The 14,231-nt window shown below is 70.8% G+C and carries 14 protein-coding genes and 1 pseudogene; 6 read left to right on the forward strand and 9 right to left on the reverse strand.

Annotated features, from left to right (window positions below):
- Nucleotides 1-122 precede the first annotated feature (122 nt).
- The gene (locus ACFYP4_RS09490; RefSeq protein WP_358851830.1) at nt 123-767 is read left to right on the forward strand and encodes a LysE family translocator; all 645 of its coding nucleotides are present in this window, start codon (nt 123-125) and stop codon (nt 765-767) included.
- Between the two features lie 299 nt (nt 768-1,066).
- Here the strand turns inward: ACFYP4_RS09490 and ACFYP4_RS09495 are convergent, their stop codons facing one another.
- Both ACFYP4_RS09495 and ACFYP4_RS09500 read right to left on the reverse strand, forming a co-directional pair.
- Entirely contained in the window at nt 1,067-1,483 is a 417-nt protein-coding gene (locus ACFYP4_RS09495; RefSeq protein ID WP_388784290.1) for an ester cyclase, read from the reverse strand.
- Nucleotides 1,484-1,617: 134 nt separating this feature from the next.
- Nucleotides 1,618-2,409 carry an MBL fold metallo-hydrolase gene (locus ACFYP4_RS09500; RefSeq protein WP_388784293.1) on the reverse strand — a complete coding sequence of 264 codons (792 nt, stop codon included), beginning with the start codon at nt 2,407-2,409 and terminating at the stop codon, nt 1,618-1,620.
- Nucleotides 2,410-2,505: 96 nt separating this feature from the next.
- Between ACFYP4_RS09500 and ACFYP4_RS09505 the strand changes: the two genes are divergently transcribed.
- Complete coding sequence (locus ACFYP4_RS09505; RefSeq protein WP_388784296.1) at nt 2,506-3,114, forward strand: ABATE domain-containing protein; 609 nt, start codon at nt 2,506-2,508, stop codon at nt 3,112-3,114.
- A 134-nt stretch (nt 3,115-3,248) separates the two neighbouring features.
- Here the strand turns inward: ACFYP4_RS09505 and ACFYP4_RS09510 are convergent.
- Together ACFYP4_RS09510 and ACFYP4_RS09515 are read right to left on the reverse strand one after the other, a co-directional pair.
- Nucleotides 3,249-4,048: pseudogene (locus tag ACFYP4_RS09510) on the reverse strand (IS5 family transposase); the annotation flags it as partial.
- Between the two features lie 482 nt (nt 4,049-4,530).
- Entirely contained in the window at nt 4,531-5,154 is a 624-nt protein-coding gene (locus ACFYP4_RS09515; RefSeq protein WP_358851831.1) for a TetR family transcriptional regulator, read from the reverse strand.
- Between the two features lie 164 nt (nt 5,155-5,318).
- Here ACFYP4_RS09515 and ACFYP4_RS09520 point away from each other — a divergent pair, with 164 nt between their 5' ends.
- On the forward strand, nt 5,319-6,512 hold the full coding sequence (locus ACFYP4_RS09520; protein WP_388784299.1) for an alkane 1-monooxygenase: 1,194 nt from the start codon (nt 5,319-5,321) through the stop codon (nt 6,510-6,512).
- Between the two features lie 113 nt (nt 6,513-6,625).
- On the opposite strand, the gene ACFYP4_RS09525 is transcribed toward ACFYP4_RS09520, so the two are convergent.
- The 4 genes from ACFYP4_RS09525 to ACFYP4_RS09540 form a co-directional block, all read right to left on the reverse strand.
- Complete coding sequence (locus ACFYP4_RS09525; protein ID WP_388784302.1) at nt 6,626-7,081, reverse strand: DUF6228 family protein; 456 nt, start codon at nt 7,079-7,081, stop codon at nt 6,626-6,628.
- A 91-nt stretch (nt 7,082-7,172) separates the two neighbouring features.
- Nucleotides 7,173-7,418 (reverse strand): DUF5133 domain-containing protein, encoded by a 246-nt coding sequence (locus tag ACFYP4_RS09530; RefSeq protein WP_388784305.1) that lies wholly within the window; start codon nt 7,416-7,418, stop codon nt 7,173-7,175.
- A 263-nt stretch (nt 7,419-7,681) separates the two neighbouring features.
- Nucleotides 7,682-8,563, reverse strand: a complete 882-nt coding sequence (locus ACFYP4_RS09535) for a YegS/Rv2252/BmrU family lipid kinase (RefSeq protein ID WP_388784308.1) — start codon at nt 8,561-8,563, stop codon at nt 7,682-7,684.
- Nucleotides 8,564-8,616: 53 nt separating this feature from the next.
- The gene (locus ACFYP4_RS09540; RefSeq protein ID WP_388784311.1) at nt 8,617-10,200 is read right to left on the reverse strand and encodes an FAD-binding oxidoreductase; all 1,584 of its coding nucleotides are present in this window, start codon (nt 10,198-10,200) and stop codon (nt 8,617-8,619) included.
- A gap of 111 nt (nt 10,201-10,311) precedes the next feature.
- Between ACFYP4_RS09540 and ACFYP4_RS09545 the strand changes: the two genes are divergently transcribed.
- The 3 genes from ACFYP4_RS09545 (at nt 10,312) to ACFYP4_RS09555 (ending at nt 13,137) form a co-directional block, all read left to right on the forward strand.
- Nucleotides 10,312-10,923, forward strand: coding sequence for a TetR/AcrR family transcriptional regulator (locus ACFYP4_RS09545; RefSeq protein WP_388784314.1), 612 nt, complete (start codon nt 10,312-10,314; stop codon nt 10,921-10,923).
- Nucleotides 10,920-12,509 carry an FAD-dependent oxidoreductase gene (locus ACFYP4_RS09550; protein WP_388784317.1) on the forward strand — a complete coding sequence of 530 codons (1,590 nt, stop codon included), beginning with the start codon at nt 10,920-10,922 and terminating at the stop codon, nt 12,507-12,509. Before ACFYP4_RS09545 ends, ACFYP4_RS09550 begins: the two co-directional genes overlap by 4 nt.
- Before the next feature lie 67 nt (nt 12,510-12,576).
- A complete protein-coding gene (locus ACFYP4_RS09555) occupies nt 12,577-13,137 on the forward strand; it encodes a cysteine hydrolase family protein (protein WP_358851839.1) in 561 nt (186 codons plus the stop codon).
- Between the two features lie 141 nt (nt 13,138-13,278).
- Here the strand turns inward: ACFYP4_RS09555 and ACFYP4_RS09560 are convergent, their stop codons facing one another.
- Entirely contained in the window at nt 13,279-14,172 is an 894-nt protein-coding gene (locus ACFYP4_RS09560) for a hypothetical protein (RefSeq protein WP_388784321.1), read from the reverse strand.
- Between the last annotated feature and the right edge of the window lie 59 nt (nt 14,173-14,231).

Genomic DNA, 14,231 nt, shown 5'->3' on the forward strand with positions numbered 1-14,231 from the left:
GGCGCAGGGGGCAGTACTCCGCAGACGGCAGGACAGGCGCTGCTGACGCGGCGTAGTAGGTTGTTGTCCGCGGGCAACCCAGTTCGTTTCAGGCGCCCGGCGAACGACCAGGAGGTTGACCGGTGATCACTCTGACCGCAGTCGGAGGAGTGGCTCTGATCGAATTCGGCATGGCCCTCACTCCGGGACCGAACATGGTTCACCTCGCCTCCCGCGCCATCACCCAAGGCCGCAGGGCGGGTTTGGTCAGCCTCAGCGGAACCGCCGTGGGGTTCGTCTGCTACTTGGTCGCTGCGGCTGCGGGTCTTTCTGCGTTGTTCGCTGCCGTGCCGGTGGCGTTCCTGGTAGTCAAGCTGGCCGGGGCCGCCTACCTGGCCTACCTCGCCTGGGGCATGCTCAAGCCCGGAGGCCGCTCTCCGTTTGCCCCGGCACAGGACCTGCCTCGGGTCTCGGACGCCCGCCTGTTCTCGATGGGGTTGCTCACCAACCTGCTCAACCCCAAGATCGCTCTCATGTACGCCGCCCTGCTCCCCCAGTTCCTGGACCCCCAGGCGGGCCCGGCCTGGGGGCAGTTGCTCCAGCTCGGTGGAGTGCAGATCATCGTGGGGATCTCGGTGAACGCCGTGATCATGTTGGGCGCAGCACGGGTGTCGGGCTTTCTGGCCGCCCGGCCTCGCGCGATGGCTGCCCAGCGGTTCACGTCGGGTGGCTTGCTCGGCCTTTTCGCGCTGCGCACCGCGCTGACCCGCACCCCCGCCTCGGCCTGACTAACTGATCGTTTCAGAATGAGACGCTTGGCCGGAGAGTTGCGCGCCGTGATGACGCGGACCCGGCCCTGTTCTCGCATAGTCGCGGTGATCGGTATGTAGCGCTGAGTGATTGCCCTGGTGCTCGTCACGGCCAGGGCGGTGCCCGGCCTGCGCAGCCCGCCGGGCGATGCGGCATCAGCCAGAAGGTGATGCCGCGGTTCTCGGTGTGGGCGGTCGGAGCGTTTCGCTCTAGGCGCGCGCTGTTGGTGGGCGGCGGTGGAGAGGTGCAGGGTGTGTCCCTGTCGAGGCCCGTGTCGTCAGGCGGCGGAGCCGGCCGTGAGCTGGTCCATGATGTCGGCCAGGTTGTAGTGGGCCCGCTTCTCGATGATCTTCCCGTCCTTGAAGGTGAACAGGTTGAACATGGAGAAACGTACGTGCGCTCCGCGTGGGGGGATGCCGTAGTAGTCGCCGCTCTGGTCTCCTTCGACCACGACGTAGGCGCCGACCTTGTCGGCTTCGGCGACGGTGTCGAGGACCGTCAGGCGGATGTCGGAGAAGGCGTCGACGTGCTTCTTCTCCGCGTCGACGAATCCTGCGGCGCCGGGCCGGGGGCTGTCGATCTGGGGGTAGAAGACGAGGTCCGGGTGGAACATGCCGGTGAGCGTGTCGTAGTCGCCCTGCTGAAGGGCCTGGTAGAAGCGGTGCACGAGGCCGGCGTTGGTTGCGGTGGACATGTGATCGGGTCCTTCTCTGTCGTTCTGGCACGGCGCAGAGGACGCCGCGAGGGGTTGCTCCCAGGGGCGGGGCTCGGCGTGTGGGGAGCCCCGTCCCTGGCACGAGGTCTCGGTTCCTGAGTGGCGGTCCGGGGTCAGGCGCGCTGTGCCCAGTCCTGGTCCAGGCGGTCGGTCAGGCCCGCGGCGGCGAAGGCTGCCTCCAGCTCGTCGCGGCCTTCGGTGAAGTGGGCCCAGCTGTCGTGGTGGACGGGGACGACGCGGCGGGCGTCGAGAATCCGGGTGGCCTCGGTGGCCTGGGCGCTGTCGAGGACGACCGGTCGGCCGTCGAAGAGCATGGGGAAGCGGGGTGCTCCGGCGAACAGGAGGGCGGTGTCGATCGGGGCGAAGCGGTCGGCGATCTCCCTGACGGCGTCGAGCGAGGCGTTGTCGCCGCTGACGTAGACCGTCGGCAGGCCCTCGCCCGTCAGGACGAAGCCGACGACCTGGCCGGCGAAGGGCTCGATCTCCTCGCGCGCTCCGGGGCCGTGGATGGCAGGGACCCCGGTCACGGTGATGGTGCCGCCGCCCGGGCGCTCCAGCTCGGTCGACTCCCAGTCGGCCAGGCCTTTGGCCTTCGCCCCGAGGCGCTTGCCGCCGCCGGGGGTGGTGAGGGTGAGGGGGACGTCGGCGAGCAGGGCGCGGCCGGAGGTGTCGAGGTTGTCGGCGTGCTCGTCATGGGAGAGCAGGACCACGTCGATGGGGCCGAGGTCGGCGGGTGTGGTGGTGGAGGGGGCGGTCTTGGTCAGGGTCGGGCCACCGGGCGTGGCGTAGTCGCCGGGGCCGTCGAAGGTCGGGTCGGTCAGGAAGCGCAGGCCGCCGTACTCGAACAGGGCGGTCGGGCCGCCGAAGGTGCGGACCGGGAACTGGCTGGCGTTGTGCTGGGACATCACGTCTCCTCATTTCTCACGCAAACTTGGAATGTTTTCCGTGAGCTCAACGGTAGGCAGGTCTCACGGGAAAACGCAAGCGCTACCATGAGGGGCATGGATGAGACCCTGGCCACCGACGCGGCAGCGACCGCTCTGCCCTCGGCACCGGGTGCCGACCGGTACCGCTCCCTGGCCTTCGCCGACACCGCCGCCACCCTGCCCGCCGGCCAGAGCTACGACCTGCTCGCCGCCCCGGAATCCGCCATGCACTGGCTCGCCGCCCACGACCTCACCACCCCGGACGTGCAGCTGTACGAGTTCTGCGCCCAGCGGATGCGCACCCTGCGCACCCACATCCGCGCCCTGTTCGCCGCCCGCGTCGACACCACCACCCCGCCCGAGGAATCCCTGCGAGCGGTGAACGAGGCCCTCACGGCCGTGCCCACCGCCCCCCTCCTCGCCTGGGACGGAGCCCAAGGGCTGCGCCGCGTCCAGGCGCACCCCACCGACCAGGCCGTCAACCACGCACTGGCGACCCTCGCCGCCGACGCCGCCGACCTGCTCACCGGCCCCGACGCCGACATCCTTGCCGCCTGCGGATCAGCCCCCTGCGACCGGTTCCTCCTGCGCACCCACGGCCGGCGCCACTGGTGCTCCACACGCTGCGGCGACCGCGCCCGCGCCGCCCGCGCCTACGCCCGCCGAAACGGCACCGCGGACTGACCCACCACCCCAGGGCCCTCCCGCGGACCGCCCAGCAGGCTGCTGCCGGCTGCCAACCAACAGCACCTCTTCAAGGACTGCGTCGTGTGTATCAACGGGGCCGAGGCCCGTCTCCGCCAGGCGCGATCGACCGCCCGCCGGAGCCGACGCAGACATATAAGGCTGCATGCGAGTTCGAGCAGGCCCTGGTGGAGATCGGCGCGTCGTTCGTAGCGGGTACGGAGCCGCTTGAACTGGTGCAGCCAGGCGAAGGCACGCTCGACCACCCAGCGCACCTTGCCCAGGCCGGAGCCGTGAGCGACGCCGCGCCGGGCGATCAGGGGTTTGATGCCGCGCTTCCACAGCAGGCGGCGGTACTTGTCGAAGTCGTAGCCCCGGTCGGCATACAGACGACGGGGCTTGCGGCGGGGACGCCCCCGCAGGCCCCGGATCGGCGGGACGGCGTCCAGCAGAGGCAGGAGCTGGGTGACGTCGTGCCGGTTGCCGCCGGTGAGCGTCACGGCAAGCGGGGTCCCGTGGCGGTCGACGATCAGGTGATGCTTGGAGCCGGGACGGGCCCGGTCGACGGGCGAGGGGCCGACGTGATCCCCCCTTTCAGGGCCCGGACATGCGAGCCGTCCACGGAGCAGTCGTCCAGGTCCAGCAGGCCGGCGCGACGAAGCTCGGTCAACAGGGCGGCATGCAGGCGAGGCCAGACGCCGGCCTCGGTCCAGTCCCGCAACCGGCGCCAGGCCGTCACCCCGGAACAGCCCACCGCCTCGGCCGGGACATCGCGCCACGCGACACCGGTCCGCAGTACGAACAGGACGCCGGCGAGCGCCACGCGGTCAGGAACACGCAGCCGTCCGGGATGCCGGCGGCGCCGTTCGGGAGCGGGCGGCAGCAGCGGAGCCACCCGCTCCCACAGGTCGTCAGAGACAAGATCAGCACGCACCCGGACACTTTGCCGATCAAGATTGTCGGCCACAAGATCCGAAGCCCAACTCATTCTGAAACGATCAGTAAGGCCCGTGTCACGGTGACCGTGAGCTCGGGCGCGTGCGATCGCCGCGCCCACCCCTGCGTTCCCGGTCAGGTCCGGAAACCGGCGGGCGGCCGCCCCTCCAAGGACGTTCAGGGGCGACGGCGCCCCGTCGGGTGCGCAGTGAACGGCCTCAAGCGCCGTCGGGTCGCCCCCACCCATGGCAACAAGTTCGTGGTCCGCGTCGAAGCGTGCCGGCCTCAGTCATCAACGAACTCCCCCGCCGTTACCACGCCCGCTCCCGTGACGCGGCTCAGGGCGCCGCTACCGGATCACCGCATCCCTGGCTGCCATCGGCGCATCCCCCGGGGGAGGCAACCGGGCAACCGCAGGCGGGCTGTGAGTCAGCTGGAGACGGCACGTTGTCCGCCCGGTCCTTGCATCCCGGCGGCCGGTCACGGTTCGACGGGCATCTCGAGAACGGCGTGCGCGGCCCGTGCCACTCGTTTCGGGATGGAGTCTCCGTCCGGCGTCGGCAACAACAGGTGGCTGATCGTCAACCGAACCACCAGATCAGCGGCTTCCTCCCTGCGGTCCCCTGCGATGTGGGGCGCTGCCGCATCGAGCCAGGCCCCGACCAGCTTCCGTGCCTCGGAGAACACCGGCTCGGGTCGGCTGCTCAAGTAGGGCAGCAGAGCCTCCGTACCGCCTTGCGCCGCCGACACCACGGCAGCGACGAACGGGTTGCTCTTCGCCTCGGCCAGAGCGTGACCCACCCCGGCTTCCAGGGCGGCCTTCACATCCCCGCGGTGACCGTCCAGGACGGCGCCGACTCCGAGCAGGAAACGCTCGGTCTCGCGTTGCACGAGCGCCCGTCCGATACCGGCGCGGTCACCGAACTCCGCGTAGATGGACGGCCGGGACACCTCCGCCCGCTGCGCCAGGTCCGCCACCCGCACCCGGTCCCACCCCGCCTGCGTGGAAAGCAACCACGCTTCCCGCAAGACCCTCTCCCGCATCTGCTTGCGCCAGGCGATCCGTGGCGGATCGGGTGGCAGGGCATCGAGCGCCTCGGTCACAAGGTTCTCCTTCACGGACCACTGACTGACCATCAGAAATTTTACACGGCGCAGAGTTTGTCAGTCGAATACCGAGCTGGCACGCTCGGCATTCTCCCAAGGTGGTTCAGACCGCAAGCCGGCGAAACCGCGGGAGCGTGCCGCCCGCTGCCCAAGGAGGCTTCATGTCCCACCGCGACTCGCGTACGCGGCTCCCATGGCGCGACCGCAAGCGCCACTTCTGGCCTTTGGCGCTCGCCGTCCCGACCCTCCCCTTCCAAGCGCAGGGACTGGTCGATCTGACCGGCAGCGGCCTTCTGTGGTGGTGGGGACCGTTCTTCGCCTTCGTCCTCATACCGGTCGCCGATCATCTGCTGGGCTCGAACGAGTCGAACCCGCCGGACGAGGTGATGAAGGCCCTGGAAGCGGACCGCTACTACCGCTGGTGCACCTACCTCTACCTGCCTCTGCAGTTCGGCGCCCTTGTATGGGCCTGCGGCAAGTGGGCCGGCGGCACCCTCTCCCTCGCACAAGACCTGGGACTGACCGCCACCACCGGAGTCGTGGCCGGCGTAGCCATCAACACCGCCCACGAACTGGGACACAAGCGGGAGCAGTTGGAGCGCCGCCTCAGCCGCATGGCGCTCGCGCAGACCGGTTATGGCCACTTCTACGTCGAGCACAATCACGGTCACCACATCCGCGTGGCCACCCCCGAGGATCCGGCCAGTTCACGCCTGGGTGAGAGCTTCTGGCGCTTTCTGCCCCGTACCGTACTCGGCAGTCTGCGGTCGGCCTGGCACCTGGAGCAGCGAAGGCTGCAGCGGCGCGGCCGAGCCGTATGGAGCAGGCACAACGACGTCCTGACCGCCTGGTCCATGACCGGGGTCCTGTTCGGCACCTTGAGTGCGGTATTCGGCCTCAGGGTTGTTCCCTTCCTGCTCCTGCAGGCAGTACTGGGTTTCTGTCTTCTGGAGACCGTCAACTACCTCGAACACTATGGCCTGCTCCGCCAGCAGAGGCCCGATGGCCGCTACGAGCGCGTCTCCCCGCGGCACAGCTGGAACAGCGACAACACCATCAGCAACCTTCTCCTGTTCCAACTCCAGCGGCACTCCGACCATCACGCGAACCCACTGCGCCGCTACCAGACCCTGCGCCACTTCGACGATGCGCCACAGCTGCCCTCCGGGTACGCGACGATGATCGTCCTGGCCTGGCTGACACCCCTGTGGCGCAGGGTCATGGATCCGCGGCTCGCCGACCACTACGAGGGCGATCTGTCCCTGGCCAACGTCCATCCGTCCCTGCGGCGCAGTCACGCATCCCGGTACACACCGGCAGCACCGGACACGCCGACGGCCCGCCAGGACTTCTGAGGGGACTACTGCGTTTCCGTGCCATCGGGCAGCCTGATCCGCCTCGGCCGGCGCGGACGATTACGGCCGGCTGAGCGGTCCGTACCGTGCCGAGGTGATTCGTCTGCCGGCTGTCACCGCGCCTCCCAGGCGAGGAAGTGCCGGACATCGGCCGCCAGGGAACCCATCTGTTCACCGGCCTCCAGCCAGGTGGTCACCGAGGCGCTCCAGCCGCCGGCGGCCTCCGGCCATGGCCGCAGGGTCCAGGTCAGTCCGACGTGGCCGCCGGACCGGAAGACGGCTGACACCGCGAAGTCGCGGTCGTCGGTCTGCCAGCCCCGCTCGCCGTCCCATCCCCGGTAGCCAGCGGCCAGTTCCTCCAGGAACGCGACCAGATCACTGTCCCAGATCCAGACGACGACCTCATCGACTCGGGCGGCCAAGCCCGGTGCCTGCACTTCGACGGCGAAGTGCACAGAGTCTTCGTCGTAGCTGAACCGATCGGCGAATCGCACCACGACAGACAAGTTGTCCTGGCAGCGAATCGCCACGCCGCCCTTGTCGTCAATGCCGGCGTCCGGGGTGGTCATAGGCGGCACGCTAGAGCAACAGCCCGTTCGACGTCACTTGATACATGGAGGGCAGCTTCCACACATGGCGCCGTGGCAGAGGAGCGTCGTCCTACGCGGCCAGCGTCTCATCCTGTTGGGAGATCCCCATACGGCTCGCCCTGTACTGATCCAGCAGCGCGTCGGCCGAGCGCAGCGCCTGCTCGGCAGTGCGGGCTCCGGTCATCACGCACAGCGTGTACATGGAGTCCTCCAGGTCCCGGCTGGTGCGGCCGGTGGGGCGCACGTCGTGTTCGATACGTGCCTGAGCGAACCGGGCCAGTACAGCGCGCAGTTCCTTCTCCGCCGGAATGATCACGGTGCTCCTTCTTTTTCGAAACCCCTCCCGCGGGGCGGCGCGTCGCACCGCGAGGAACGGGCTGCATCCAGCCTCTGGCGCCACGGCTCACCACCGGGCACGTCAAACATCCCCCAAGTGCCCCGCGCCGCGAGTTCTATGCCATCGTCCTCACCGCGCCTCGACCAGCCGCACATACGCCGGGCAGCGAGCTGGCCGAGAACGGCCACCGCTCGCGAACGGAACGCAACGGAACGAGGCGGAACAGGACGAGGACGGGCGGTTCAGTACAGCACCTTCAAGGCGCCGGGCAGTACCCGCGCGGTGACGGGGAGGACGGCGTCGACCTCGCCGTCGGCGCCGTAGGGCACCTCGCGGTCCGCCTCGATGCGGATCTCCCGGCCCTGGAGGACGCGCACTTGCGGCCGTCGGACGTGGGCGCCCGAGGCGAGCTCGTTCATCAGGGCGAAGAACAGCCGACGCGGCGCTTCCCGGATCAGCACCACGTCGAGCAGCCCGTCGTCCACGCGCGCACCGGGGGCGATCATGCGACCGGAGCCGTAGTACGGGGAGTTGGCGGCAACGACGGTGTAGCCGCGGTGGGTGTGCTCCTCGCCGTCGACGGTGACGCGGTAGGTGGCCGCCCGCCAGGTGGCCACGGCGCGCAGTCCGCCGGCGTAGTAGGAGGCGGCACCGCGCAGCAGCTTCGCCTCGTTGGCGTGGCGGTTGGCGAGCGCGTCGACTCCCGCGTACACGCTGCCGAGGACGGTCGTGCGGGGGTGGACGGCCGACTCCACCTCGACGGTGTCCACCGCGCGCGGTGGCGCGTGCAGCAGAATACGGGCCAACTCCGCCGGTTCGGAGGGGAGTTTGAGGGCCCTCGCGAAGTCGTTGCCGCGGCCCGCGGGGACGAGGCCGAACAGCACGTCGGTGCCGCTGAGGGCTCCGCCGATGCCGCCCGCGATGCCGTCGCCGCCCACGGCCAGGACGACGCGCCGGCGCGCGCCCGCCGCTCGGGCGAGGTCCTGGGCGTGGGCCAGGCTGCGGCTGTACTCGGTTTCCAGCTCGGCCCCTGCCTCCCGGAGCAGCCTGGCCACCCGCAGCAGCGCGGCGGCTGAAGTGGCGCCGCCCGCGCTGGGGTTGACGATGGCGGTGAACTGTCGCATCGGTGGGCCTCCGGGACGCGGGGTGGGTCGGGCGGGTGGACCGGTGGGGCGGGTCAGTTGAGCGGCAGGAGGACGCCGGGGTTGAGCAGCCCGGCCGGGTCGAGCCGCTGCTTGACCGCCTGCAGTGCGGCGATGCCGAGTTCGCCGGCCTCCCGGACGTACCAGTCGCGGTGGTCGGTGCCCACACCGTGGTGGTGGCTGATGGTGCCGCCTGCCGCGCCGATCGCCTCGTTGGCGGCGCGCTTGGCCGGTGACCAGTGCGCCACTGGGTCCTCCCCCTGGGCCGAGACGACGGTGAAGTACAGCGAGGCGCCGTTCTCGTAGACGTGGGAGATGTGGCACATGACCAGCGGCGGGGTGCCGGCCTCGGTGAGGGAGGTGGTGAGCGTCTCTTTGACGGAGGTGTAGAGCTCGGGGATGCGGGACCAGAACGCCGCGGTCTCCAGGGTCTCCGCGAAGGCTCCCGCGTCCAGCAGCGCGTCACGCAGGTAGGGCGCCGAGTAGCGGCCCTGCGCCCAGCGCCGGCCCGGTTCCTCGCCGAGGTAGGTGCCGCGGCACTCGCGCAGGACCGCCTCGCCCTGCCGGCCGCGCAGCTCGGTGTCCTCCTCGGTTCCCTCGTAGCCGACGATGGCGACGCATCCGGCTTCCCGGGCGCCGATGGCATCGGGCTGGGCGAGGCCGATGAAGGTCTCGGTCTCGTCGGACAGGCGCAGCACCGTGGGGCGGGGTCCGTCCTGGGCCAGGCGCCGCAGGGCCGCGGCGCCTTCCTCGAAGGAGGCGAAGCGCCAGCCCTCGTAACGGCGGGCGGCGGGCCGGGGGCGGACGCGGACGGTGACGGAGGTGATGACGCCGAACGCGCCCTCGGACCCGAGGACGAGTTGCCGCAGGTCGGGGCCGGCTGCCGAACGGGGGGCGCGGCCGACGTCGAGGGTTCCCCGTGGGGTGGCGAGGGTGAGGCCGAGGACCATCTCGTCGAAGCGGCCGTAGCCGGCGGACGCCTGGCCGCTGGAGCGGGCCGCGGCGAACCCGCCGATGGTGGCCCATTCGTAGGACTGGGGGAAGTGCCCCAGGGTGAAGCCGTGTTCGGCCAGCAGGGCCTCCGCCTGCGGGGCGCGCAGACCGGGCTCCAGGGTGGCGGTGCGGGAGACGGGGTCGAGGGCGAGCAGGCGGTCCATGCGCCGCAGGTCGAGGGCGACGAAGGGGCGGGACCGCTCGGGGGTCAGACCGCCGACGACGGAGGTGCCGCCCCCGAAGGGGACGAGGGCCAGATTGTGCGCGGCGCAGGCGTGCAGGGCCGCGAGGACCTCGTCGTGGCTCGCGGGCAGGACCACCGCGGCGGGGACGTCGGCGACGTCGCCGGCCCTGATGTGCAGCAGGTCGGGGGTGGACTTGCCGCGGGTGTGCCGGATGCGGGTCTCGGCGTCCGTACGGACGTGTGCCGGGCCGCCGACCGCGCCGGACAGGGCGTCCAGGGCCGCCGCGTCGAGCGGTGAGGCGGGCACCGGGATGGCGTCGAGGGCGACCGGTGCGCTGCGGGCGGGCTTGACCCCGAGCAGGTCGCGCAGGAGCCCGATCACCGAGTCGGGCAGCTCAGTGGCCTTGGCGGGGTCTCCCCACCCGCTCCACAGCATGTCCATGGGGTTGTTCCTCACCGATCGGATGCAGGGGGGTGCCGCAGTGAGCGGCATGAGGCCGTGGCGTGGACGAGGTGCTGTCCCACGACCCCGTGGCGCGTTACACTGTGACACATGACGCCTATTCGTCACAACGGTCCGGACGGCACCTCCGCCGGAGACCCCGTCCTGGACGCCGTCCGCGACTGCGTACTGGCCGTCGGAGTACGCCGCACGACCCTCACCGACGTGGCCCGACGGGCCGGCGTCTCCCGGATGACGCTCTACCGGCGCTGGCCGGACGTGCGGACCCTGGTGGGAGACCTGATGACCCGCGAGTGGGTCGAGGCGGCCACCCGCGCGATGCCCGAGCGACGGGCGGGCGCCTGCCCCCGCACGCTGATCGTCGACGGTCTGGTGGCGGGCGTACGGGCCTTCCGCGAACACCCGCTGTTCCGCAAGATCATCGACGTGGATCCAGAACTGCTCCTGCCCTACGTGCTCGACCGGCGCGGAGCCAGCCAGGAAGCCCTCCTGGAACTGATCCTCGGCACCTTGCGCGAAGGCCACGCGGACGGCTCGGTGCGCGCCGGCCACGCCGACCGGCAGGCCCGGTCCCTGCTGCTGCTCGTGCAGTCCTTCACGCTCTCCCTGCGCACCATGACCGACGAGGACGACCCCGACCTGAGCAGCGACGCGTTCCTCACGGAACTGCGGACCATCCTGGAGAGGATCCTGACGCCATGAGCACCAGCAGGAGCGCGTCCGACCCGGCACCGACGCCCGGCTCGTCCCTGACCGCCGCGCGGCGCGCCGACGAGCTGGCCCGGACCGTGGGCGGAGCACCCGTCGACCTCCTGGTCGTCGGCCTCGGCGCCACCGGTGCCGGCGTGGCTCTGGACGCCGCCGCACGCGGCCTGACCGTCGCCGCGATCGACGCGCACGACCTGGCCTTCGGCACCTCGCGCTGGAGCTCCAAGCTCATCCACGGCGGCCTGCGCTACCTGGCCTCCGCCCAGCTCGACGTCGCTCACGAGAGCGCCGTCGAGCGCGGGGTCCTCATGCAGCGAACCGCCCCCCATCTGGTGCACGCCCAGCCCTTCGTCCTCCCCCTCACTCCCCTGGTGTCGCGAAGTCAGGCCGCCCTGGTGCAGGCCGGCTTCCGCGCCGGTGACCTCCTGCGCCTGGCGGCGCGCACCTCCCGCGCCACCCTCCCGGCGCCGCGCCGCCTGTCCGCCGTGGAGACCCGCACACTGGTCCCGGCCCTGCGCTCCACGGGTCTGCGCGGCGGCCTGCTGTCCTTCGACGGTCGGCTCACCGACGACGCCCGACTGGTCACCGCGATCGCCCGTACGGCCGCCGCGGGCGGCGCCCGTGTCCTGACGCGGGTACGAGCCCTGCAACTCACCGGTCGCGGCGCCCGCGTGCGCGACGAACTCACCGGCGAGGAGGGCGAGATCCGGGCCCGCGCCGTGATCAACGCCTCCGGCGTGTGGGCCGGCGGCCTCGTCGACGGCATCCGCATCCGGCCCTCGCGCGGCACTCACATGGTCCTGCGCGCCGAACACCTGGGCGCGGTACCCGCGGGCCTGCACATTCCGGTACCCGGCGAGACCAACCGGTTCGTACTCGTCCTGCCGCAGGGCGACGGCCGCGTCTACGTCGGGCTCACCGACGAGCCCGTGGACGGCGACATCCCCGACGTGCCCGACGTCCCCGACACCGACATCGGCTTCCTCCTCGACGTGCTCAACTCCGCACTGGACGTCCCCGTCCACCGCGACGACGTGGTGGGGGCATTCGCCGGGCTGCGCCCTCTCCTGGACACCGCTCCGGCCGGCGGGTCGGGCGCCAAGACCGCCGACATCTCCCGCAGGCACGCCGTGCACACCTCGACCGACGGTGTGATCACCGTGGTCGGCGGCAAGCTCACCACCTACCGGCGGATGGCCCAGGACGCCGTCGACGCCGCCGTCGCCACACACGGGCTCGGCGCAGGCCCCTCCCCCACCGCCTCGCTCCCCCTCGTCGGTGCCGCGCCGCCGCACGTCCTCGCCGCCGTCCAGGCTCCACCCCGTCTCGTCCGGCGTTACGGTACCGAGGCGGCGGCCGTACACGCCCTGAGCACCGAGGACCCGCGGCTCGGCGCCTCCGTCCTGGAGGGCCACCCCGTCACACACGCCGAACTGGCCTGGGCGGTACGCCACGAGGGCGCCCTGGACGAGGCGGACCTCCTCGACCGCCGAACCCGCATCGGCCTGGTCCCCCAGGACCGTGCGAAAGCCGTACCGGCGGCCCGGGAAGCGCTCGGCGAGAGCGTGGGCAGCGCATGAACGCCGCCCCGTCGGTGGTTGGACCTACCGTGGGTGAGTACCAGCCCGGCGTCAGCAGAGGATGATCATGACCATCTTGGAGAACCGGCCGAACACCGCGCTCCTCGTCGTTGACGTGCAGCAGGGCGTCGTGGAAGGGGCCTACCGGCGCGACGCGGTCGTCGCGAACATCGCCGGCCTCGTCGAGCGCGCGCGGAAGCAAGGGACGCCGGTCGTCTGGGTCCAGCACTCCGACGAGGCCCTCACAAAGCAGAGCGACGCATGGCGGATCGTCCCGGAACTCACCCCGGCGGACGCCGAACCGCTCGTCGAGAAGAGCTACGGCGACTCCTTCGAGGACACGGCTTTGGAGGACGTGCTCGTCGGCCTCGGTGTCGGACGGCTCGTCGTCGTCGGCGCGGAGACGGACGCGTGCATCCGCTCGACGCTTCACGGCGCCTTCGCCAGGGGGTACGACGCGACCTTGGTCGGCGACGCGCACACGACGGGCGACAAGACGGCGTGGGGTGCGCCGCCGCCCGACCAGGTCATCGCGCACACGAACCTGTACTGGACCTACCAGAAGGCGCCAGGGCGGACGGCCGGGACCGTCGTGGCCGAGGACGTCACCTTCGACGGCACGTCCTGACGACCTGGTGATCCCCCAAGAGCCGGCCCGCGGTCGGTCCTTGGCTTCGACCGACCGCTGGGCGGAGAGGGCGGCCGTGCCGGGTTGGGCGAGAAGGGCCACGTACCGGCGTCCGACGGTTTCAGCCGAGGGACGCCGCGGTCAGACGTCGTGGAGGGCCATCCACAGCTGCAGGTGGTGGGTGAGCAGCCGGCCCGGTCGCTGAGTCCCGGAATCCGGGACCGTCACCCGCACCACCGTGGTGTCGCCCTTCACGATCGTCACTTTCGCGCCGTCGAATTTCGGTGCGCCGTCGCGGACGGTGGATCGCAGCTCGCCGGCGGTGCGATCGGCGGTCGTCCTGTCCTTGGCCACGACGCACATCACCTCGGTGTTCCGGCCTTCGGCGGAGACCCGTTGCCCGAGTGCGGAGAGTCGCACTCGTTTTCCTGCCGTCAGCGGCATGACGTCGGCGCGATAGACGTCGCCGAGGCATTCGACGACGCGCTGATAGTCCTCCTTGTCGGCCAGGGAGGCGCCTTCCTCGGGGTCGACGTCAGCCAGGGCGTCGGCGCCACCCGTGGAGTAGGAGACCTCGTCGTCCGAGACCTGGAACAACGGTTGCTTCGTGCCGGACCGCTGCCAGAACTGCCGGCCGTCCTTCTCCCGCTGCTTGTAACCGTCCGACTTCAGGGACTTGATGAGGGCAGCCGCGTCGAACGAACCTTTCAGACGTCCGGCGTTGGAGCTTTCGACCAAGCTGTCGATCCGGGACGGTTTCAACTGCTTGTCCCAGGGCTGGGGATCGTATGTGCTCATCATCCTGATGCGCGGCTGGGTGATGGCGTCGTACGTCTTGGCGTCGCCGTGCTCTCTGACAAGCGCGCGGTCCAGGTAGAGCACCTCGGCCGAGCCGGCGTCCTCGGAGAGTTCCCCCAGAGCCGCCAGCAGCCCGGACGCCTCGTCGTCGGAGCCGGACGAACAACCCGTCACGGCCGTCAGCAGCAGAGCGGCGAACGCGGCGGGCGGGGCTGACCTGCGGAGGCTTATCGGCATGACGAAGGAGCCTATCGACACGGGTTCACCACGCCCAGCCGGCTCGAGCGACGAGAGCA

The sequence above is a fragment of the Streptomyces sp. NPDC005551 genome (genome assembly GCF_042871785.1).
Lineage (GTDB): Bacteria > Actinomycetota > Actinomycetes > Streptomycetales > Streptomycetaceae > Streptomyces.